The sequence below is a fragment of the Acinetobacter sp. AS23 genome, assembly GCF_023612055.1.
GTDB lineage: Bacteria > Pseudomonadota > Gammaproteobacteria > Pseudomonadales > Moraxellaceae > Acinetobacter > Acinetobacter oleivorans.
The window spans coordinates 220,805-244,404 of record NZ_CP082274.1 but is presented as its reverse complement, the minus strand read 5'-3'; the positions used below and the strand labels follow the sequence as shown (position 1 = coordinate 244,404).

Below are 23,600 nucleotides of genomic sequence, written 5' to 3'. Positions count from 1 at the left end.
TTAATTGTTTAAAAATCCCTTTAAGGATCTACGAAATGCCTCCGATTGAGTTTAAAAATCAATTAAAATCATTAGAAACAAATATCTACATGATTTTTATAATTTTATTTCTTGTAAGTATTCTCCCCCTAGTTGGTTGTAGTAATAAAACTGAAGAGCCAGAAAAGGTTATTACTGTTCAACTCACCACAGCTCATCCTGCCAGTGAGCTCTCTAATTTATCTTTTTCAGGAAATATTGTACCGAGAGTTGAAAGCCAACTTTCTTTTCGGGTAGCAGGTCGTATCATTAAACGTTTAGTAGATACAGGAGCTTCTATTACAAAAAATCAAGCCTTGGCCCAGTTAGACGATACTCCGTTTAGACTTAGTATTCAGGAAGCAACTGCTGAATTGCATCAAGCACAAAGCACTCTCACAAGACTACAAAGAGATCTTCAACGTAATCGTAGTCTGGTTAACATAGGCGCTATTTCACGATCCGATCTCGATAGTCTTGAAAACTTATATCAAAACACTCAAGCACAAGTAAATGCAGCACAAAGTCGCCTTGATCGGGCACAAAACGATTTAAGTTATACGACTTTACGTTCACCAGCAGTAGGAACAATTGCAGAAGTTCAAGCAGAAAGTGGACAGGTTGTGTCAGCTGGCACGCCTATATTTAAATTAGCTCAAAATGGTGAAAATGAAGTACAGATAGATGTTCCTGAAAGTCAGATTAATGAAATCAAAATAGACCAACCGGTCAGCATCAAATTACTTAGCTTATCTGACCATACTTTTACGGGTCATGTGCGTGAAATAGCGACTGTTGCAGATCCAAATAGTCGTACTTATCGTGTTCGAATCTCAATATCAAATTTACCAGCTGCAGCTAAATTAGGTATGACAGCAACAGTCCATTTTTTAAATAAGAATGTAGATCAACAGATTATTTTACCTATTGGTGCCCTCTTCCAAAAAGGACAACAAACAGCCGTTTGGATATTACCCCACGGTGCAAAAAATCTTCAGCTTCGTCCAGTTAAACTTAGCAAAATCAATACTGAAACTATTACGGTTGCCAATGGTATTCAGGTGGGTGAACAAATTGTTACGGCTGGCGTCCATCGTCTCGATAGCAAGATGAGTGTAAAAGCATGGGATGGGAGGTTACCGTGAAAGGATTTAACTTATCCAGTTGGGGACTCCAGCATCGAACATTAATTATTTTCGCGATGCTACTGTCTCTTCTTTTAGGTACTGTAGCTTATTTTAAATTAGGGCGCGCTGAAGATCCAAATTTAACGATAAAGGTCATGACAATAGATGTAAATTGGCCAGGCGCTACTACACGAGATTTAGAACAACAGGTTGTTGAAAAAATTCAGCGTACACTTCAAGAAGTACCTAATTATGATTATGTACAAAGTTATGTACGCCCAGGACAAGCAACCATCTTTTTAGTTCTGAAAGACTGGACACGTAAAAGTCAAATTGAAGAAAGTTGGTATCAAGCACGTAAACGAGTAAACGACATACGGCAAAATTTGCCTCAAGATATCCAAGGACCATTTTTTAATGATGACTTTGGAGATACCTTTGGGTCTATTTACGCATTTCATGCTGATGGATTTGATGATGTCCAAATGAAGCAGGTTCTTCTTTCTACAAGAGACCATTTACTTCAGGTTCCCGATGTTTCCAAAGTCATTCTATTAGGCGTTCAAGAACCTCGCTTTTATATTGAATTCAATTATGCCAAGTTAGCTCAACTGGGTATTTCTCCCTTAGACTTAGTTAATGAATTACAAAAACAAAATGCAGTCGAACCAGCAGGAACTTTTGAAGGTCCTCATGCCCGTATATATGCTCGTGTTGATGGAGATGTAAAAAGCGTACAAGACTTAAAAAATATCGTAGTTCAAGTCGGAACACACAATATTCATTTAGGGGATGTTGCTCATATTGATAAAGGGTTTATCGATCCCCCACAAATGTCTATGAGACGAAATGGTGAACGTGTCACTGGTCTTGCTGTTTCAATGACAGAAAAAGGCGATATTCTTTCTTTGGGCAAACATCTAGATCAACGTATTAAAGAGGTACAAGAAAACTTACCTGCGGGTATTTTTATTGAAAAAGTAGTGGATCAACCTAGTCTCGTTGAGCATTCAGTTAATGAATTTCTCGGACACTTTATTCTAGCTTTAGGCATTGTTCTTGCCGTCAGTTTATTTGCTTTAGGCGTGCGGACAGGGATTGTGGTTGCTTTATCTGTTCCACTAGTTTTGGGTATTACCTTTTTCTTTATGTGGCGCCTAGATATAAATTTACAAAGAATCTCCTTAGGTGCACTTATTATTGCCTTGGGCTTGTTAGTCGATGACGCGATTATTGCTGTTGAAATGATGCAAGTCAAAATGGAAGAAGGTCTGGACCGTTTTAAAGCTGCGAGTTTTGCATGGAGTAATACAGCTTTTCCTATGCTAACAGGTACTTTAATTACAGCGGCGGGCTTTGTTCCAGTTGGCTTTGCGTTATCTTCAACAAGTGAGTTTACCGGATCAATTTTTTGGGTGGTTGGGATTTCTTTAATTGTATCTTGGTTTGTAGCAGTACTGTTTACTCCTTTTTTAGGCACAATTTTACTTCCCAAAGTACAGCCACATCATTCTCATTCCTCGAAAAATTCATACAGAGATAAACTTTCTCAATGGTTTAGTCGTAAAATTGCATGGTGCGTCAAAAAAAGGAAATGGGTTTTACTGACCACTGTTCTCAGCTTTGTTCTCGCTTTAGTTGCATTTCAATTCGTTCCTAAACAATTCTTTCCAGATTCACCGCGTGCAGAAATTCTAATTGATGTACAGCTCGAAGAAGGTGCTAGTTACACGGCAACGTTAAACGCAACGAAACAGGTTGAAAAATTACTTTCCAGTGATCAACGGGTCCGAGATTACACAGCTTATGTAGGAAGTGGTTCTCCTCGTTTTTATCTATCTCTTGATCCAGAAACACCTAAAAATAATTATGCACAGTTAATTGTTTATCCAAAAGATATTGAACAAGCGAGTCAATTAACTTCTGATCTACATAATCGTCTCATTCAGCAATTCCCTCATATTCGAACACGGGTTTATCGTTTAGAGCTAGGTCCCACTGTTGGTTACCCTGTACAGTTTAGGGTACGTGGTAAAGATCCTGAAAAAGTTCGTGAAATTGCTGCTGAGGTTCGCGACATTATGCGTCAGCATCCAAATGTACGTGATGTCAATTTTCAATGGAACGAACGTAGTAAAGCCATCAGATTTATCATTAATCAGGAACGTGCCCGTAGTTTAGGAGTAAGCTCGCAAGATATTTCACGTACCTTACAAATGTTATTAAGTGGTTATACAGTTACCCAGATACGAGAAGGCACAGAGTTAATTGATGTTGTAGCAAGAGCGAAAGCAGATAATCGGCTTGATACAGCTCAAATGGGTCAAATTACGATTCGTGCATCAAATGGAAAAAATATTCCTCTAGATCAAGTCGCTGAACTCAGACCTGTATTAGAAGAAGGAGGAATCTGGATACGTAACCGTTTACCAACTCTCAGCGTCCGTGCTGACGTGTCTGGTGCTCAAGCACCAGATGTCTCAAAGCAAATAGAACCGATGCTAAATGATCTTCGTAAAATGTTACCCATTGGCTACAGTATTGAAACTGGAGGAACTATTGAAGAAAGTGCTAAAGCAGATACAGCTATTCAATCTGTTATGCCGGTGATGTTATTACTTTGGGCAATATTCTTGATGTTACAACTGCAAAGCTTCAGTCGCATGTTTATGGTGGTATTAACAGCTCCACTTGGCATGATTGGAGTAAGCCTAGCCTTATTGATTACTCGTGCACCATTCGGTTTTGTGGCCACATTAGGAGTAATTGCTCTAGCTGGTATGATTATGCGTAATTCGGTTATTTTAGTTGATCAGATAGATAGAAATATTTCTACCGGTCAAACGCCAGAACAAGCGATTATTCAAGCCACTGTAGGTCGTACTCGTCCTGTTCTATTGACAGCTTTAGCAGCAATTTTAGCAATGATTCCTCTTACACTTTCCACATTATGGGGCCCAATGGCAATTGCGATTATGGGGGGGTTAGCAGTAGCAACGATACTTACTTTATTCTTTGTCCCAGCACTCTATGCCGCTTGGTTTAGAGTGAAAAGCTAAATTTATTTAGCTCGATAGAACTAAAAATTTATAGCTTAAAAGCACAAATAGATTTTACTATTTGTGCTTTTTTAATGGTTTGTAAACTTCTAAAGTGAGGAAAATGATGATGAGTCACTTGTAAATTCGAAGTAGCTCATTATTCAAATTTTATAAGAAGAAAAAAATAGTGTTAGACAAGATAAGCCGCTAAGAAAATTTCTACACCTGATTGTACAGAATTTTCAATTTCCGCAACTCCCATACGGAAATTTTTAATTTTTTTACTACACATCACTTCAGAAATGAGACAAATACATTTGGTAAAAGAGTCCCTATATACTAGGTCCTATTATAATTCCGGCTAGAATTTCACCTAGTGATTCCATTTGAGCTAAAAACCTTTGAGCAATCTAGGCAATGATTCTGCTGATAAGCAGAATCACCACCCACTCAATGAAAAATCTGTCCTAATAACTTCAGCTGAAGCACTTGATCCATTAACATTTTCCATCGATTTGTTTTCTATCGATTAGTTACAAGATATGGACACGTTTTAAATGTCGATTCACATTTCCCTCAACTTTTGCACGGCCATGTAATACCGAATTATTATCAATCAACATGTAATCGCCACTGACCCACTGATGTTGGTACATGTATTTAGGGTCATATAAAATCTCTGTAATTGACTGAACAATTTCCTGTGATTCTACGGGTTGATGATTTGTATCTTTAATGGAGAGCTGTACAGGATTCACTTCCTGATTATCTTCATTTTCGATTTCAATAAACCGGATAACTGAATGGCCTTTATGAGGATGGTTTTCAATGAGGCTTACATCAATTGAGCCGCCATAATGTGCTTTTTTTTCAGTCGAATAAGATAGCTTAATTTTCTTCCAGTCTTCTAATTGACTAGAAGGTATATCTTTCAAAATACGTGTGGTATCAACAAAAAGTGTTTCCCCACCTCGCCCATCTTCTGAGGATACGGTACACTGAAAAGCATTAATTCTTGGAGTTTGTTTCGCAAAAGCTCCATCCCAATGCAATTCAACCCTACCTTTTGAGAAAATATGGTTTTTAGGATCTTGTTCCATTTTTACATTGAGTAAAGCACCAAACTCCCAATACATCAGATTGCCTAATGACTCACAAAAGTTAATATATTGTGGATCTGGTAACGCTTTAAATCCACGAAATACTAAAACTTTATATTGAGACAACAAGTTATTTAAAACCTCGGCACCGATCTCATTAATATTGTCATGATCACCAGATGCCGTTATTAATGCTCCAAATGGAGATAAATCTTTTACACTAAACATTATTCAAATCTCTAAATATAAAACCATATTTACTTACATTTCTTGTTGGTTATTACGCAAATAATGGCTAGCTTTTCCGTTTTTAAAGATTAATAAAGCATTTTCTTCTTCGGCTTTATGTCGTGGAACTAAAGTAAATCCATCATCATCTTGTATAACGACCGAATGCCAAGGTGTACGCCAATTGTCATCCGAGTCCATCAAAAATATTCCAATTTTTTCTGAAACTCGAGGTTGTGGATGAATACTAAGACGAACCGAATTTGGGAATTGCTCCTTCAATAAATTAGTCCATGCATTACTTCTTTGAATTACCCGGTAAGCATTCATACGAGCTACATTCAATATCTGGTTTTTTGACCAGCCTTTGAATTCATTAAGACCTGAAAAATCCTCAGTCAAAAAGCGACAAATCCCGCGGTACATTTCAGCTGCTGGTTTTTCTTGCTTACATCGGTGTTTTAAGCTTAGTAATGACTCTCCATATTGAACCATCAACTCTTCACGCAGTGTGCTATATTCTGGTATATCTTGAAAAACATCATCTAAATCAAAGTAATCAATATTATCTGCATAAGGTTTTCCCACTCTCTCTATAAGATCATATTTATAAGAAGATATGGCCTCATCCGGGATTCGTACTAGTTCAGCAAAAACTCTTCCATCAGAACAAATAGTTAACTTTGCTCCAGGTGCATAAATATTTTTTATTTTTTCACATAATTTATTCAATGTTGCTAAAGCTAATTCCTCACCTTTATCAGGAAAAATATCTAAAGTTTTTTTCCTATTTGGTGATTTAGCTGGAAAAGCAGGTAAAATCATATGAATAGGTTGTTTATTTTTGACAAAATTCAATACTTTTTGAATATGTAAAAAAGCTTCTTCTTGAAAGTTCTCTTGCTCTGAGTCATTTGCTAATAAACGTCGCTTATGAAAAATTAATTTTACGATCTGCTCAGCTAACATTAAATCATTATTTAAAATTTGTACCACAACAAAAACCCTTATTTCCTTTATACATTCACAAACTTTTAAATTAGACTTATTTTTAAGCCTTTATTTAAATTTTCAATATTACTTTATAAATAAATTTCACTTATTTCATTCAGCTTTCTCTCCAATAATAATTTCTATAGTAATTAATCCTATTTTTGATGATATTAACCTTTTTATTTAACAAAAAAATAAGATCTAACTTTTAAATCATATATTTCTAATTTTAACTATCAAAACAAATAACTATCGAACATTCAACCACCAATAAAACATATCTATTAGTTAAAATCTGATTATTTCCCTTAATTATAAAATTTTATTTATATTAAGCTTTCTAAATCAATCACAAGTGTAGCATTTGCTTTAACGTAAATCCACGTCCTAAAAATTAATTAAAACACTCACCAAAAAAACATAATTATTCAGTTTAATTTAATATTAATTTTTTAATACAGAATGAAAAATAAATAGACATAAAATAAAATTTTATTTTCATTAAAATTATAAAAATTCATAGTAAACCTTTGCTTAAATTTAAATTACAAAAAAACTCTAACAATTGATTTATTATTTACAATTAAGAATAAGTTTAAATTACCAATTAATTTATTAATAAAACTAATATAAAAATTTTACAATTTTTCCGAATGTTTAATATTATTAAGTTTTCATAAATTTTTTAAAAAAAATAGAATAATAGTTTTTATGGTTTATAGATAAAAACTTCGTTCATAAGCCTATTTTTCAACCAAAATTAAATAATTTTTGTATAAATCTAGACCTATAAATAATTATATAGTGAATAAAATTTAACTTCCTTTTCATAATATTTAATTAAAATGGAGAATATCTTGCACCACACTGGCAAAATTAATTGCCATTTGTGAAGGAGCATGTTTTTTATAAGCAAGCCCTAAACCCACCGTAGGTACAGATGTTTTCAAAGAGCGATAAGCCACACCTTGTATTTGTAATTGTTTGGTCGATTCAGGAACCAAAGACACCCCTAAATTTGCAGATACCAACGATAAAATTGACACAATTTGCGGGGCATTTTGTCCAATTTTTGGTTCAAAACCACGCTCATGACAGGCTTGTTTAATCGCATCGAAAAGCCCTGCGCTAATGGAAGGTGGTGAGACAATAAAATCAAGCTCTCGCAGTGCCGTTAAATCAATTTCTTGCGTTGAATCATCTAAATTAAAAGACTCCGAAGGCAAAGCAGCAATGAGTGGCTCTGCTAATAACTCTTGAATAATTAAACTGTCTGGAATATTGCGTGGTGACCTTATAATCGCAACATCTAAGCGGTCTTCGAGTAGTAAATCGATGAGCAGCAAGGTGTTCGCTTCTTCAAGTTTTAAATCAACTTTAGGATATTGCTGCTGGAAATAACGAACGCATTTAGGAATTAGAGGGTTCAACATTGAGGTCCCCGTAAAACCCAATCGTAATTGGCCCACTTCACCATTTGCCACCTGTTTAACCAAGTTCGCTGCATCTTCTACACGCTGTTGTACAGGCTGAATCGCATTTAAAAAGGCAAACCCAGCTTCGGTCAGCTCCACCCCATGCGGAGAACGAATAAATAAATCTGCACCTAGCTCTTCCTCTAAGTCCTTTATTTGCATGCTTAAAGGCGGCTGACTCATATTTAAACGATGCGCAGCTCTAGTAAAGTTTTTTTCTTCTGCTACTGCTAGAAAGTAGCGTATATGTCTGAGTTCCATCGCTATATATAAAACATATTATGACCTATTGTTAAATATATTAGAAAAATACCATCTAAATTGCTAATTTTAATTTATCGAATTCTCTCGATGCAGCATGTTCCAAAAGCACTGTACTTTCTTTCTGTCCTGGTCATGATATGAACTCTTCATCTACGCCCAGTACCTTAAGCACTGAGGCAACTTCTGTTCTTTCCCGAGAATGGATTCACAAAGGGACTAAAGCCTATAAACACGCAGGATTCGCTTTATTCCTCGTAGGTTTCGCTAGTTTCTCTCTGATTTATTGCGTACAACCGCTCCTGCCTGCATTTAGCCAAAGCTTCCAGATTAGTCCTGCGAGTAGCTCTCTTGCCCTGTCATTAACGACTGCCTTTTTAGCGATTTCAATTGTTCTATCTAGTGCTTTTTCACAGGCAATTGGTCGTCGTGGTGTCATCTTTAGTTCAATGCTGTGTGCGGCTATTCTTAATATTGTGGCTATGTTTACGCCTAACTGGCATAGCTTACTAATAGCACGAGCACTAGAAGGTCTATTGCTTGGCGGTGTACCAGCCGTAACTATGGCTTGGATTGCCGAAGAAATCGCACCTGAATACTTGGGTAAAACCATGGGTTTGTATATTGCAGGTACGGCCTTTGGTGGAATGATGGGCCGTGTCGGCATGGGTATTTTGATTGAATATTTTTCTTGGCGAACTGCTTTAGGCTTACTTGGCGCAATCTGTTTTATTTGTTCAATTGCCTTTTTGAATTTACTTCCTGCTTCGCGTAATTTTGTACAGAAAAAGGGTTTGAATTTAAATTTTCACCTGCAAATGTGGCGGACCCATTTAAGTAATTTTAAATTGCTACGCCTGTTTACTATTGGTTTCTTGCTCACGAGTGTGTTTGTTACCTTGTTTAACTACGCCACTTTCCGTTTAAGCGCAGCACCTTATTCACTGAGTCAGACTCAAATTAGCCTTATTTTCTTGTCATATAGCTTTGGTATGGTGTCTTCATCGTTGGCAGGTAGCTTAGCCGATCGCTTTGGTAAAAAAACCATGATGATGAGTGGTTTCGCGCTCATGATTGTGGGTAGCCTCATGACCCTGCTCAGCTCGCTTTTTGGCATTATTATTGGGATTGCCTTTATTACCACCGGCTTCTTTATTACCCACTCGCTTACGAGTAGTTCAGTCGGCGCTGAAAGCAAACAAGCCAAAGCCCATGCAAGTTCACTGTATTTGCTGTTTTACTATATGGGTTCAAGTATTGTCGGTTCGGCAGGTGGTTGGTTCTGGTTACACCGCGGCTGGAGTGCGATTGTAGCTTTAACGGTTGTATTGTCATTATTGGGAATATTTTTAGTAATTTATACAAAACACGCAAAAGCGCATTAATGAGTAATTTAAAGGAAAATCACATGTCGAGTTTATTTGTTTATGGCACTTTAGGTCCTGGCCGTCCTAATGCCCATATACTTGAAAATATTGGCGGACAATGGTCGGAAGGCTGGGTAAACGGAACCCTACGTCATGAAGGTTGGGGAGCAGATTTAGGCTATCCGGGAATTGTACTCGATAATAGTGCTAACCAAGTGCAAGGTTTTGTTTTTAGCTCGGAACATCTAGATGCAAACTGGAAATTACTGGATGACTTTGAAGGCGAAGAGTACGAAAGAGTACCTGTTCGCGTCACTTTAAATAGTGGTGAACATGTTGATTCTTTTATTTATATGTTGAAGCCTTAGGCCATTCTTAAAGCTCAAACGCATAAGCGCTTAAAAATTGATAGAAAAAATTCAAATGCTCATTTTTTGGCTTGTATTTTTTTTAAGAAACTGTAAAATTCACTCCACATTGCCGGCATAGCTCAGTTGGTAGAGCAACTGACTTGTAATCAGTAGGTCCACAGTTCGAATCCGTGTGCCGGCACCATCATTAAACCTCATGAATATTTGATTTATGGGGTTTTTTGTTGCCTGTAGGTTTTGAAATACTTAAAGATTTATAATTATTACCAAAAAATTGAGTGCAGACCTATTGACCTACACCCTTCAAATTATTTTTCATATTTCTCTAATTCAATAACCATTTCTTTTGCTGCGGCTATAGTTTTATAGCAAAATATATTAATAATATTTTAAAGAATATCTTTTCGATAAAAAGCTCTTGCCTAAAACTATTTTTTTAATTTGATAAAGACTTATTATAAACCTAAGCTTAAAAATAATTTTCTAAAAGGAATTTATTCTTTTAACAAGTGAAATAGAATGCTGCTAATTTATTAAAAAATATAAGATTAAAATAAGAAATATTAAAAAGATACGATTATAATGCGCCCCCAAATAAGGTCATATGAATAAGACCTATTTTATAAACTTTAATTCATTAAGATACCAATACGGAAAAATATGAAACTTCGTTTTATTTTACCTGCTTTATTTCTAACTTTGCCTTTAACAACATATGCTCAAGACACTACATCTCAAGCTCAAATGCAAACTACTGCAAACCCACCCATTTGCTTAATTGAGGGTACTCCTTCAGCAGAGCACTATAAATCTATTAAACGTATTAAAGCCGCGAAAGGAACCTATGGTGGTTTTGAAGAAGTAAAACCTAAATTAGCGATCGTTGCTCGTAAATACGGTGCAGATGTGGTGATTAATTATCATCAAAGCCAAAGATTTGGTTTCTGGCCGTGGCGTATTGTACGTCCAGTACTTACAGGAACTGCCGTAAAATGGAATACACCAGTTGATTGCACAGCATTAGGCGGCAAACAAATTTATTAATACAAAATGAAAAAAGCCCAACATCCTGTTGGGCTTTTTTCGTATTTCGTTACTAGGTACACTTCCTGTAATACCTCACGTCCTGATGCTTAAACTTATTATTGTTGTTTTACGTTTCGGAACTTCCTGTTCCTGATGAGTTCATCATAGGCAATTCATCACGTCATAAAAAGACGCCAATTTCCCGAATGTATGTAAGAAAAAGCGTACATGTTTCTTTTAAATTTAAAACTTAATTTACTATCATTGAAATAAAAATATGAATTTATAAACAAGTTCTGTTCGTCAATTAAATAAGAAAACGCTATAATGAACCCATTACTTTATTTCTAAAATATATTTAAAAATAACAAGGAACGAGATGTTTACTTTGCCATCAAATCTTTTTCAACCTTTAGTGACCATACTTGCATGCCTTATTATTATTGTAAGTAAAATGCCTCAGCTAAAATTTAGAAAAACTATATTATTTTTAGCCTTTGGCAGTCTTACTTTAATATGTACTTTGGCAATATTTGGCTTTTTTAATTAAGCCTTATTTCTTGCTCTTCTCTATCATTTTTTCAAAGTGTTTAAGGTTTGGGTTCAGCGTATCCCATGCATAGGCTTGGCTCACAAACACCTCTGCTCTAGGCTGATAGAGACTCGGGTCATCCAAAGTACCTGCACGTATTGAAATCATTTCAGGCGCAATTTCAGGTAAGCCAAAAAGCTGAGAACCACACGTCGGGCAGAACGCTCGTTTAATAGGTCGGCCAGAAGATCCCAAAGTCTCAAAATATTTAAGCTCGCCACTTACTTTCAATTCAGATTGGTGAAAAAAAGCGATTGGTGCATATGCTGAACCTGTTGCCTTCTGACAATCTCGACAATGGCAATTAAAGCTATAACGTGGCTCCGCTTCGCTTTGGTAACTCACAGCTCCACATAAACACGATCCTTGATATTTAGCTGACATGGCTAATCCTATTTTTTTATTGCTGTGATTTGAATATAACGTACATATCCATTTTGGTAGAGTTGTTGGCATAACTTTGCAGTCATTTGAATTTTAAAATTTGCCAATCCTCGGCTTTGATTTTGTCCTTGCTGATTTTGAATATACCGCGAAAAACCGAGTAATACAGGCTCGGATAAATCTTCAATTTGAATATCAGCAAAACCTTGTTGTTCCAAGGTTGTTCTTAATATTTTTTCAGTCGGCACAGTATCCCAAGCGACATTTGCTGCTTTGAGTAAATAACGATGCTTTTGTTCTTGCAGGACTGTCATGTTTTGACATGAGTCAGCGCGCATTAAGTAATGAAAACCTAATCGGCCATTTGAATTTAAAACCGGGGTGACCGAATCTAGAAATGAATTTAAATGACTGTGATAAGCCGCATCAATACATAACACAGCATCGAAGCGTTGTTTAAATTCAAATTGTTTTAAATTTAAAAATGAACCACAAGAAATCTGGCTTATTTCAGGAATAAGCTTTTGAATTTTATTAACACACTGGGCTTGTAAGTCAACTGCACTGAGGCTTTTGGGTTGATAGTGCTGTAGCCAGTGCAACAAACTTGCACCCTGTCCGCAGCCTAAATCTAAGAGATGATCTTTTGAATTTAAATTGACAGCTTGTGCCAAATGATCTGCCAATTGGCAACAAGCTTCACGGTAGTTTTGAGTATTTTTCCAAAAACCCAAATTTGTCCAAGCAAGCTCTTCGTCATCTCCCAAACTTGATGCATCAATTGCATATTTATGGGGAATAAGTCGAGAAAGAGCCGCTCGGACTTTTATTTTCACAATTTTAGTAACCGAGTTCCGGAGCAACTTCAACCTGAGGTTTTAAACCTACAAATGGTAAAGGTGCACCTAAAATTTCAGCAATATGCATCGCAGAAGTAACTGCCGACTCTAAAATTGGTAAGCCATCACATGACCATGAACCACAGTAAAATACTTTACGGTTTAAGTCTAAATGGCGTTGTTGCAATTCTTTATTTAGAGCAATTGTTTGCGAGTCTACAACTGCACGCGTTAAAGTCACTTTCGAAATGATTTTTTTAGGGTCAATATCAGTCACTGGGCGCCAAGTTTGGAACACTGGATTTTTACCCACAAGTGATGGTTCAACCGCATTCATCCAAACTGTGAATTGCTGACGCGTAAACTTACGATCCATCATATAGCTCAGCACTGACCAATCCTTACGGCGTGGTGGCATTACTGTTGCATCTGTATGAATCACAAGATCGCCTTGCTCAAAACGGAATTGCTTAAGCAAATTCATATCTTCAGCAAATTGTTCAGGGTTCAAAAACTCATCAATTTTAGATGTTGGCGTTGCAACAATCACTCGATCAAATAAGTTCTTTTCACCTTGGCTGTTTTCAACCAGTACTTTTTCGCCTTGTAATTCAACGTTCTTAATCGCTGATCCGCTATGAATGTCGATATCTTTAATTAAGCTGTCTACAAATGCAGGTGTACCACCTTTCATACGTAACAGCATATCGCCATCAGTTAAGTGACGTAAAAACTCAAGTAAGTTTTTTGCAGGCCAGTCGCCAATTGTTTTTGGATTACATGTACAAATGGTATAGAGCACCGGCATTACAACGCCATGCCAGAATACTTCTTCTATATCGTTCTGATTAATAAATTCAGCGAGGGTAATATCTTGATTTTTAGATTTGAAAAACTGGTGAATTGCAGTTTTTAATTGCAACATTCCTTTCACAAGACGCCAGCCATATTGCTGGATGCCTTTACGGTTATTGATAATTGGGAAATTACCAATACGACTACGAGATGTCGTTAACCATGTTTCCGTACGATCTTCGAATAACCAGCTACATGACATATAAGTACGAACAGGGAAGGTTTTAATGCCTAAATGAGCAGCAAGGCTGAGTGTATTCTTCCACAGATGTGGATTCATCACACGTAGCGGTGCATCAATAATTCCACCATCGAATTCAATGCTATGGCTATCCATTCCCCGGCCAGGAAGTGCTTCAAATATCGTGATCGTATGCCCTGCATCTTTCAGAATTCTTGCTGCCGCAAGACCTGCCATTCCACTGCCAATAATTGCGATATTCAAAATGATGTCCCATTTTTCGAGAATTTTTTTGATTATCACTCATACCCTAAAAAAACACCGTATTAAAAACTACCAGATTTTTATTTTTTGCATCAATTTATATAGAAAATATTTAACTAAAGGACAGGCTAGCTTTTTATATTTTTTTACAAAAATATACAGTCATATAAAAACTGATATTTTTTATAAATTTAAAAAAAATCTTTTAAATAAAATAAGATAATTTAACTATATTTATATCATATGTTTTACAACTATCTTTTTTTGAGATATCATAGAGCCACAATAATGAGAACCAAATCACATAAAACAATGCCGAAACAACAATGAAAACCATCATAAAAACAGAATCTTTACAGCGAAAAAGCCCGCTATTCACACTTGATAGCGGGCTTTTTATTACTTTGTTTTAATAGCGGATTAAGCGCAATTAAACAATTTATCCTTCTTGCATGATTGAACCGAATTTTCCACGATTAAAATCATTAATCGCTTCCATAATCTCGGCTTTGGTATTCATTACGAATGGACCATAACCTTCGATTGGTTCGTTAAGTGGTTGACCAGTTAACACTAAGAATTTAGTGTCTTCTTCTGCATTTAAGCTAAACTCAACACCCTCACGAGACAAAATCGCAACAGTTTTACCTTCAAGACGATTTGCATCATTGACCACAACTGCGCCATCTAATATCACAACAAGCGTGGTGTGACCTTCAGGTACATAGAGGGTATGTTTTTGACCTTTAGCCAATTTACCATCCCATACATTTAATGGACTAAATGTCGTTGCTGCACCTTTTGCATCTGCATATTCACCAGCAATCACACGTAAATGACTGCCATGCTCGTCTAACGCAATGTCTGGAATCTCTTTCGCTTCAATGGCTTGATATTTTCCAGGCGTCATTTTTGAATGTGAAGGTAAATTTACCCACAATTGCACCATTTCAAACAGACCGCCATGTTCTGCAAACTCAGGAGAATGGAACTCTTCATGTAACACTCCTGCACCCGCAGTCATCCATTGCACATCACCTGTTTTAATGGTTCCGCCACCACCACTTGAGTCTTTATGTGTCACTTCACCTTGGTAGGCGATGGTCACTGTTTCAAAGCCACGGTGAGGATGCGAACCGACACCTTGCTGTTCAGTCGTTGGCGAGAATGTATAAGGCGCTGCATAATCAAGTAGCAAAAATGGGCTTAGGGTTTGGCCTAAACGGTCATAAGAGAATAGGTTATATACAGGGAAACCATCACCCACCCAATGCATGTGGTTATTTTGATATGCACCAAGAAATTTCTTCATCTGATCTCTCCTATATATGTAGGATTTTCTTGAACTGAGATTGATTTTACGCCTCAATAATTGCAGTTTATAGATCAGGATTAGCAACACATTATTTCATCTATGAGACAATCATAAAGTTTGAGGTACTCTTTTTAAGATCGTCCTATTTTTAAAATTCTTAATCCTATTTTTTAGACTTAATCACGACAACAAACTCATCTAGCATAATTTTAGGCACTGATGACCTACTTAATAATTTTTGATTATTTATTTTGATAACACGAGGATATAAAAATGGCTCAAGATTACGTACGTTTAGACAAGGATAATGCTGCGGTTCTTTTAGTTGACCACCAAGCAGGTTTACTTTCTTTAGTTCGAGATATCGATCCAGATAAATTTAAAAATAATGTCTTAGCACTTGCAGATGCTGCGAAATATTTTAATTTACCGACTATTCTTACCACGAGTTTTGAAAACGGTCCAAATGGTCCTTTAGTTCCAGAATTAAAAGAGCTTTTTCCAGATGCGCCATTTATTCCACGTCCTGGTCAAATCAACGCTTGGGACAATGAAGATTTTGTAAAAGCGGTCAAAGCGACAGGTAAAAAACAACTGATTATTGCTGGTGTAGTCACTGAGGTTTGCGTGGCGTTCCCAGCTTTATCTGCACTCGCTGAAGGCTTTGAAGTGTTTGTGATTACCGATGCTTCTGGTACTTTCAATGAATTAACACGTGATGCTGCTTGGGACCGTATGTCAAAAGCAGGTGCTCAGCTTATGACTTGGTTCGGTATGGCTTGTGAGTTACACCGTGACTGGCGTAATGATGTGGAAGGTCTTGGAGCACTCTTCTCAAATCATATTCCTGATTACCGCAACCTGATGACCAGCTATAGCTTTAATACATCGCAAAAATAAATTCTATTGCCAAGATTAGAGTGCTTAAGCGCTCTAATCTTAAATTTAAATGGATTGATCTGACATTGATAAGTTCTTTTGATGATTTTTATTATTTCTATTTAGTCGTAAAACACGGCGGCTTTAGTGCGGCCAGTGAAGCCGAAAATATTAGTAAATCTAAGCTCAGCCGACGTATTATTGACCTTGAAAATAAATTTAACGTTAGCCTCATTCAAAGAACAACCCGACATTTTAAAGTGACCGATTTAGGCCAAGAGTTCTATGAAGAATGCTGCAAAGTCATTGCTCAAGTTGAATGTGCAGAAAACGTTTTGTTAAAGCAAAAAAGTGAACCTCAAGGGTTAGTCAAAGTAAGCTGCCCACCTTTAATGATGCATTTTCAAATTAGAAAAATTTTAAATCAGTTTTTAAAAACCTATCCAAAAGTTGAAATATCTCTTGAGCTAACCAGCCGTCGAGTCGATATCTTGCATGATGATATCGATCTCGCGATTCGGACCAATTTTGAACCGAATGAAGATTCAAATTTAATTGTTCGTGATGTGATTAAAACAGATCACTGTCTGGTGGCTTCGCCTGAATTACTGCAAGGCCGTACTATTGAGCATTATTCCGAATTACAAGACTTTCCAAGTATCAGCTTAGGTACTCAAAAACAAAACCCTATTTGGCATTTATGCAATATTCGTAACGGTGAATCAGTTGATGTGCCTTATCAACCACGAATCAAAAGTAATGACTTAGCAGGGGTCTACTATGCAGTGATGGACGGATTAGGCATTGCCGACCTTCCTTTTTTAACCGTCGAATCTGAAATTCGTAAAGGCACACTTATTCATATTCTTCCTGACTGGAAGTCGAATATTGGCATGCTACAACTGGTCTATGTGTCTAGAAAAGGTCAACGTCTGGTGGTCGAAAAACTCATTGAAACGCTGATTGAAGAACTCAGACGTTTACCCGAAAGCCATGAAGGATATCTGCCAACTTAAATAAAAAAACCGGTCATGAATGGGCATGACCGGTTTTTGTGAAACATCACATACAGCATAACTGCATGTTTTCGTTCAGAACAAAACGAACTCGTTTTATTCCTTACTCAGATAAGTCTACGCATAGGTATTTCATTTCAACATATTCTTCGATGCCGAATTTTGAACCTTCACGGCCTAGACCTGACTGTTTTACGCCACCAAACGGAGCAACTTCATTTGAAATCGCGCCCGTGTTAATGCCGACCATACCGTACTCAAGTGCTTCACCCACTCGCCATTGACGAGCTGTGCTTTGAGTAAACAAATAAGCAGCTAAACCAAATTCGGTATCGTTCGCCATTGCCACTGCTTCATCTTCAGTTTTAAAGCGGAATAGTGGTGCAAGGGGACCAAAAGTTTCTTCTTTAGACACTTTCATGTCTTGCGTTACGCCAGTTAACACAGTCGGTTCAAAGAATGTACCGCCAAGTGCCGAACGCTGACCACCAATACGAACTGTCGCGCCTTTCTCGGTTGCATCTGCAATATGAGACTGAACTTTTGCAATTGCATCTTCATCAATTAAAGGCCCTTGAGTTGAACCTTCTTGACGGCCATCACCAACTTTCAATTTAGACACGGCTTCAACCAAACGGTCTGCCAACGCATCGTAAATACCGTCTTGAACATAAATACGGTTCGCACAAACACAAGTCTGACCGCTGTTACGATATTTACTTGCCATAATGCCCTGAACAGCTTGTTCAAGATTGGCATCGTCAAATACCACAACTGGTGCATTACCACCAAGTTCAAGTGAAAGCTTTTTAATAGTTGGCGCACATTGTTGCATCAAGATACGACCAACTTGCGTTGAACCTGTGAAGCTTAACTTACGAACAATATCGCTTTCGCATAGTGTTTTACCCACTTCAACCGCATCACCACTAATGTTAATTAAAACATCTGCTGGTAAGCCTGCCTGTAACGCCAATACTTCAAGTGCATAGGCAGTTAACGGCGTTTGCTCTGCTGGTTTAACCAACATTGAACAACCCGCAGCAATGGCTGGACCTGCTTTACGCGTAATCATGGCAGCTGGGAAGTTCCACGGCGTAATTGCAGCTGTAACACCAATCGCTTGTTTAATCACGAGCAAACGTTGGTTTGGCAAAGTCGGTGTTAATACTTCACCATCAACACGGCGAGCTTGTTCGGCAAACCAGCGAATGAATGATGCTGCATAACCAATTTCACCACGTGCTTCTGCCAATGGCTTACCTTGCTCAGCCGTTAAAATCTGAGCCAGATTTTCTTTGTGCTCAAGCATGAGGTTGTACCATGCCAATAGCACATCAGCACGAGCCAAGGCAGTTTGCTTTTTCCAAGCAGCCTGCGCTTTTGCTGAACGGTTAATTGCGGCTTCAACTCCTGCACGGTCATAGGTTTTTACCCATGCCAAAGTTTCACCTGTAGCAGCATCATTAACTTCGATATAGTCATTTGATGCAGGTGCTTCTAATGAAATATCAGGATGTTTTAATAAATACTGCAAATTATTTTGAATCATGCAGATTGCTCCATTGCTTTTGCACTACCTGCTTTTAGAGTTGCAAAACCTTGTTTCAAGATATCAAGACCTTGACGGAATTGCTCAGCAGGAATGGTTAATGGATATAAGAAACGAATTACATTACCGTATTTACCACAAGTAAGAAGTAACAACCCGTTTTCCATTGCATAGTTTTGTACAACTTTTGCTTGTTCAGCCGTTTCAAGTTCTACTGCAACCATTGAACCTAAAGCACGAATATCAGTAACCACGTCGCCTGTTGCTTGTTGAATATCTTTAAGTGCAACAACTAACTCAGCACCTAATTCATTTGCACGGTCACACAAGTTTTCTTCTTCAATCGCATCAATAACCGCGTGTGCAGCAGCAACCGCAATCGGGCTACCTGCGTAAGTCCCACCTAGACCACCTGGGTTTGGTGCATCCATGACTTCTGCACGGCCCACAACACCCGAAATAGGGAAACCGCCGCCCAAGCTTTTCGCCATGGTGATGAGGTCTGCTTTAGTCTCGTAATAGTTCATTGCGAACAATTTACCAGTACGAGCAAAACCTGATTGCACTTCGTCAGCAACCAATAAAATGCCGTGCTTGTCACAAATTGAACGTAAACGTTTTAAGAACTCAGCTGGCACAACATTGAAACCGCCCTCACCTTGTACTGGCTCAAGCACGATTGCTGCAACATCATGTGGTGCAATATCTTCACTGAAAATATCTTCAACGCTTTCAATTGCCGCGTCTACTGAAATCCCTTTAGCAGGTACTGGATAACGTGCGTGGAATACACCCGCTGGCATTACACCAAAATCACGTTTGTAAGGCGCAGTTTTACCTGTCATTGCCATCGTCATAAATGAACGACCGTGGAAACCGTTACCAAAAGTGATAATGCCGTGACGACCTGTGTAACAACGAGCAATCTTCACAGCATTTTCAACAGCTTCTGCACCTGTTGTGAAAAACGCTGACTTCGCAGGACCAGCAATTGGTGCACGCTCATTAATACGCTCAGCTAAAGCCACATAGCTTTCATACGGTGTTACTTGATAGGCAGTGTGAGTAAATTTAGTGAGTTGTTCTGTCACCGCTGCAATGACTTTAGGGTGGCGATGGCCTGTATTTAAAACCGCGATACCACCAGCAAAGTCGATAAATTGGTTGCCTTCCTTGTCCCAAAGCGTGGCATTTTCAGCTTTTTCTGCATACCACTGACACATCACGCCTACACCACGTGGAGTTGCTTGCTGTTTACGTGCGTTAAGTGCAGAATGTTGATTATCCATTTGATTCCCTCATATTTTCATCATCAGTTGCAGCTTTGGTTTTTGCATCCTGTGCTTAATTTTCAGGGTGCTTTACAACGACTGCCTATGCATGTAATTTCGCTCGTCTGGCGGCAACTGACGAGAGCCATTTTTTAACTGTAGGAGAGAGCCAATTGCGTAGTTTACTTGGAGATCATTTATTACAACGGCTCCAACAGGACACCGAAGGTAAACTACATCAGCGCCTTTTCCGTTGTCTGCGTGGTGCCATTATTGATGGCGTCATTCAGCCAAAAACACGCTTGCCCGCTTCACGTGACTTAGCCAGTGAAATTCATGTTTCGAGAAATACTGTTCTTACTGCCTATGAACAGCTACAGGCTGAAGGCTATTTAGAGGCTCGTACAGGTCATGGCACATGGGTTGCCGAAAAACTACCAGAGAGTTTTTTAAATACACAAAATAAGAAAAAAGTAGTTTCAAGTCCGAAAGTTCAAAACTCTTATGCGCTCTCAAATCGTGGCTCAAACTTATTAGGCTATGCCGCAGCCTCGCCACACCAATGGGGAGCTTTCGTGCCGGGAGCGCCCGATGTTACCGAGTTCCCACATCATATTTTTAGTCGTATTCAAGCACGCTTAAGCCGCGAACCCGACATTAACCGCCTGATTTATAGCAATGCAGGTGGATGTATAGAGCTTCGAAGTGCGTTGGCAGATTACTTGCGTGTTGCACGTTCAGTCCAGTGCGATGCAGACCAGATTATTATTACCGAGGGTATTCACCAAGCGATTGACTTAGTCTCGCGTGCGCTCAGTGATATTGGTGATCGCGTCTGGATCGAAGATCCGGGGTATTGGGGAATGCGCAACACTTTACGTATTAATGGCGTAGATATTCAACCTATGCCAGTTGATGCCGAAGGCATTATTCCCGAAGAAAATCCAGTTAAACCACCTAAACTCATTTTTGTCACACCATCACACCAATATCCACTAGGTTCACATTTAAGCCTAGATCGTCGACGTAAACTGATTGAAATTGCCCGCCAGCACAATAGCTGGATTGTAGAAGATGATTACGACAGTGAGTTTCGTTTCTCAGGCCAACCGTATCCGTCATTACAAGGCTTAGAAAATGATGCGCCTGTGCTGTACATGGGCACGTTCAGCAAAACCATTTATCCATCTTTAAGAATTGGGTATTTGGTGGTGCCTAAACCACTCTTTTCACCCCTACGTATTGTGGCAGCCGAGCTGTATCGTGGTGGACATTTGCTTGAGCAAAAGGCCCTAGCAGAATTTATTCGTGAAGGTCATTACGAAGCGCATATTCGTCGTATGCGTTTACTTTATGGAAAGAGACGCGATTATTTAGTCAGTCTGATTAAACGCTATCTTGGCCCTGAATTTATTCATGAATATGACGAAGCAGCAGGATTACACTTGGTTTTAAAACTACCAAACTCTTGCGATGATGTCGCGATTGCAACAACCGCACTTGAACGTGGTGTCAAAGTTCGCCCACTTTCACAGTACTATATGCAATCGCATGCACATGCAGAGCGTGGACTGCTCATGGGCTTTGCCTGTGTAAATGAAAAAGACATGGTGATGGCTTTTGGCGTCTTGCTCCAGTGCTTACGTGAAGCAGGCGTACCTACGCTGAATTAACTGTTTTCTCGTACTAAGCCAAATAAAAAAGAGCCTCATTGTGAGGCTCTTTTTTATTTAAAAATTTAAACTAACTTTTCTTCATGCGTATGGGTTAAATGGGTCGCTCTACGCTCTTTACCCCAACCCAATTTTTCAGACAACAATCCGAAGAACACAATAATGCCGAACAATGCGGTGGTGTAAATCACTTCTTTAAAATATGTACCTTCAATTAACATAGTCAGAATTGCACCAATAATTGCAAAGATCACCACATAGGTTAAATAAGGGAACATCCACATTTTAAAGTCAATTTTCACCCCTTCAGCTTCTAGTTTTTTGCGCATGCGAAGTTGAGAGTAAGCAATGGTAAGGTACACATAGAGTGTTGCTGCACCCGTCGTTAGCATGAAAAAGTCGTAAACATCCATACTCTTAGTTGCAGTTAAAACTACCGCAATCACAGAGAAGAAGCATGACACAATCACACCCACCCACGGACTGCTTTTACTGTTTACAGAGCCAAAACTTTTCGGTGCGTCACCACGTTTAGCTAAAGAGAACAGCATACGTGAACACGTATAAAGTGCTGAGTTAAAGCAACTACATACCGACGTGAGAACCACAAAGTTTACGATATGACGCGCGCCAGGAATACCGAGAGCAGACAAAGTCACACTATAAGTACCCCAAGTCGAATCTTTCAAAAGTTCATTGTTGTGAGGAATCAGACATACCGCAACGAACATTGAACCTACATAGAATAAAATAATTCGCCAAACCACCGAGTTCGATGCTTTACGAATTTCTTTAGATGGATTTGCCGATTCTGCTGCCGCTACAGTAACAATTTCAGCGCCAATATAGGCAAACATGACCCCAAGCAATGCAGTAATAACGGATGACCCTCCATTTGGCATAAAGCCTTGAGAGGTTAAATTACTAATACCTGAAGCAGCCGGATTGCCCCAAGGCCACAAATGCATGATGGCTAAACTACCAATCACCAAGAAGATAACAATTGCGATGACTTTAATGAGTGCAAACCAGAACTCAAATTCGCCATAGTTTTTCACGTTTTGTAAATTGACTGCGACTAAGGCACCAATCACCACGACCATATAGGCCCAGATCGGTATAAATGGAAACCAATTATTTAAAATTTTACCTGCCACATAAGCTTCCCAGCCCATGAGCATTGCGAGCGTACACCAGTACAACCAGCCAATTGAGAAACCCGCCCAACGACCAATCGCACGGTCAGCATATGTTGAAAAAGAGCCACTATCAGGGTTTAAAACGGCCATCTCGCCTAACATACGCATAATGAACCAAACGAGTAAACCACCTAACGCGTAAGTTAGAAAAACTACAGGTCCCGTATTGTAAATAATACTGCCCGAGCCTACGAATAAAGAGCCACCAATTACCCCTGCAATCGAGATCATCGTTAAGTGGCGTGATTTGAGTCCATGTTTTAAACTTTGGGAGTGATTGGCTTCAGAACCATTTTGATGAGCTGCCATATCATTTTCCTTAATATATGGAGGATATCGGCTAGACTCGGAAATCCTCCGAAGCCAAAAAATATCCCCTAAAAATTTAGCCGTTTTGCTCAATTCCTAAAACAGAAAATTCACTGAGCTTATCCGGCGCTTCCGTATGCATACTTCCAATGGCTTTAATTTGTCGTTTCGGCAGTCAAGAAACGAGAGCCATTTTTGGAATAAAAGAGAGAGCCAATTGCAAAATTTATACGCAAAATTGGCTCTTTTTGTCTGAAATGCTGG

The 23,600-nt window shown here is 38.5% G+C and carries 18 protein-coding genes and 1 tRNA gene; 9 read left to right on the top strand and 10 right to left on the bottom strand.

The annotated features are described in order from the left end of the window. Positions 1-35 precede the first annotated feature (35 nt). Both K6I41_RS01085 and K6I41_RS01080 read left to right on the top strand, forming a co-directional pair. The gene (locus K6I41_RS01085) at positions 36-1,163 is read left to right on the top strand and encodes an efflux RND transporter periplasmic adaptor subunit (protein WP_151988722.1); all 1,128 of its coding nucleotides are present in this window, start codon (positions 36-38) and stop codon (positions 1,161-1,163) included. Continuing rightward, entirely contained in the window at positions 1,160-4,204 is a 3,045-nt protein-coding gene (locus K6I41_RS01080; protein ID WP_151988723.1) for an efflux RND transporter permease subunit, read from the top strand. Before K6I41_RS01085 ends, K6I41_RS01080 begins: the two co-directional genes overlap by 4 nt. A 515-nt stretch (positions 4,205-4,719) precedes the next feature. Here the strand turns inward: K6I41_RS01080 and K6I41_RS01075 are convergent. The 3 genes from K6I41_RS01075 to sxtR all read right to left on the bottom strand — a co-directional run bounded on the left by K6I41_RS01075 (position 4,720) and on the right by sxtR (position 8,243). Then, positions 4,720-5,514, bottom strand: coding sequence for a TauD/TfdA family dioxygenase (locus tag K6I41_RS01075; RefSeq protein ID WP_013196635.1), 795 nt, complete (start codon positions 5,512-5,514; stop codon positions 4,720-4,722). Positions 5,515-5,547: 33 nt separating this feature from the next. After that, positions 5,548-6,510, bottom strand: coding sequence for an isocyanide synthase family protein (locus K6I41_RS01070; protein ID WP_013196634.1), 963 nt, complete (start codon positions 6,508-6,510; stop codon positions 5,548-5,550). Between the two features lie 833 nt (positions 6,511-7,343). Further along, positions 7,344-8,243 (bottom strand): multidrug efflux pump transcriptional activator SxtR, encoded by a 900-nt coding sequence (sxtR, locus tag K6I41_RS01065; RefSeq protein WP_013196633.1) that lies wholly within the window; start codon positions 8,241-8,243, stop codon positions 7,344-7,346. Between the two features lie 140 nt (positions 8,244-8,383). Between sxtR and sxtP the strand changes: the two genes are divergently transcribed. From sxtP to K6I41_RS01045, 4 genes are all read left to right on the top strand, one after another. Further along, positions 8,384-9,628, top strand: coding sequence for a multidrug efflux MFS transporter SxtP (gene sxtP, locus K6I41_RS01060; protein ID WP_250375048.1), 1,245 nt, complete (start codon positions 8,384-8,386; stop codon positions 9,626-9,628). A 23-nt stretch (positions 9,629-9,651) separates the two neighbouring features. Continuing rightward, positions 9,652-9,978, top strand: coding sequence for a gamma-glutamylcyclotransferase family protein (locus K6I41_RS01055; RefSeq protein WP_250375047.1), 327 nt, complete (start codon positions 9,652-9,654; stop codon positions 9,976-9,978). A gap of 111 nt (positions 9,979-10,089) precedes the next feature. Next, a tRNA-Thr gene (locus K6I41_RS01050) sits at positions 10,090-10,165 on the top strand. Between the two features lie 476 nt (positions 10,166-10,641). Further along, positions 10,642-11,025 (top strand): hypothetical protein, encoded by a 384-nt coding sequence (locus K6I41_RS01045; protein WP_005300754.1) that lies wholly within the window; start codon positions 10,642-10,644, stop codon positions 11,023-11,025. A gap of 535 nt (positions 11,026-11,560) precedes the next feature. On the opposite strand, the gene K6I41_RS01040 is transcribed toward K6I41_RS01045, so the two are convergent. From K6I41_RS01040 to K6I41_RS01025, 4 genes are all read right to left on the bottom strand, one after another. After that, complete coding sequence (locus K6I41_RS01040; RefSeq protein WP_002117390.1) at positions 11,561-11,983, bottom strand: GFA family protein; 423 nt, start codon at positions 11,981-11,983, stop codon at positions 11,561-11,563. Positions 11,984-11,991: 8 nt separating this feature from the next. Continuing rightward, positions 11,992-12,819: an SAM-dependent methyltransferase gene (locus K6I41_RS01035; protein WP_250375046.1), complete on the bottom strand. Its 828-nt coding sequence runs from the start codon at positions 12,817-12,819 to the stop codon at positions 11,992-11,994. Between the two features lie 4 nt (positions 12,820-12,823). After that, positions 12,824-14,122 carry an FAD-dependent oxidoreductase gene (locus K6I41_RS01030; protein ID WP_043961653.1) on the bottom strand — a complete coding sequence of 433 codons (1,299 nt, stop codon included), beginning with the start codon at positions 14,120-14,122 and terminating at the stop codon, positions 12,824-12,826. 439 nt (positions 14,123-14,561) lie between these two features. Continuing rightward, the gene (locus K6I41_RS01025) at positions 14,562-15,434 is read right to left on the bottom strand and encodes a pirin family protein (RefSeq protein WP_250375045.1); all 873 of its coding nucleotides are present in this window, start codon (positions 15,432-15,434) and stop codon (positions 14,562-14,564) included. A gap of 276 nt (positions 15,435-15,710) precedes the next feature. Here K6I41_RS01025 and ycaC point away from each other — a divergent pair, with 276 nt between their 5' ends. Together ycaC and K6I41_RS01015 are read left to right on the top strand one after the other, a co-directional pair. Next, on the top strand, positions 15,711-16,337 hold the full coding sequence (gene ycaC / locus K6I41_RS01020; protein ID WP_002052204.1) for an isochorismate family cysteine hydrolase YcaC: 627 nt from the start codon (positions 15,711-15,713) through the stop codon (positions 16,335-16,337). 20 nt (positions 16,338-16,357) lie between these two features. After that, a complete protein-coding gene (locus K6I41_RS01015) occupies positions 16,358-17,332 on the top strand; it encodes a LysR substrate-binding domain-containing protein (protein WP_013196629.1) in 975 nt (324 codons plus the stop codon). Between the two features lie 103 nt (positions 17,333-17,435). Here K6I41_RS01015 and K6I41_RS01010 read toward each other — a convergent pair whose 3' ends face one another. Together K6I41_RS01010 and gabT are read right to left on the bottom strand one after the other, a co-directional pair. Continuing rightward, a complete protein-coding gene (locus K6I41_RS01010; RefSeq protein ID WP_151988731.1) occupies positions 17,436-18,884 on the bottom strand; it encodes an NAD-dependent succinate-semialdehyde dehydrogenase in 1,449 nt (482 codons plus the stop codon). Then, the gene (gabT, locus tag K6I41_RS01005; protein WP_004789969.1) at positions 18,881-20,173 is read right to left on the bottom strand and encodes a 4-aminobutyrate--2-oxoglutarate transaminase; all 1,293 of its coding nucleotides are present in this window, start codon (positions 20,171-20,173) and stop codon (positions 18,881-18,883) included. The genes K6I41_RS01010 and gabT overlap by 4 nt, the downstream gene beginning before the upstream one ends. Positions 20,174-20,328: 155 nt before the next feature. On the opposite strand from gabT, the gene pdxR reads away from it, so the two are divergent. Continuing rightward, positions 20,329-21,828 (top strand): MocR-like pyridoxine biosynthesis transcription factor PdxR, encoded by a 1,500-nt coding sequence (pdxR, locus tag K6I41_RS01000; RefSeq protein ID WP_250375044.1) that lies wholly within the window; start codon positions 20,329-20,331, stop codon positions 21,826-21,828. A gap of 65 nt (positions 21,829-21,893) precedes the next feature. On the opposite strand, the gene K6I41_RS00995 is transcribed toward pdxR, so the two are convergent. Further along, entirely contained in the window at positions 21,894-23,336 is a 1,443-nt protein-coding gene (locus K6I41_RS00995) for an amino acid permease (protein ID WP_151768127.1), read from the bottom strand. Between the last annotated feature and the right edge of the window lie 264 nt (positions 23,337-23,600).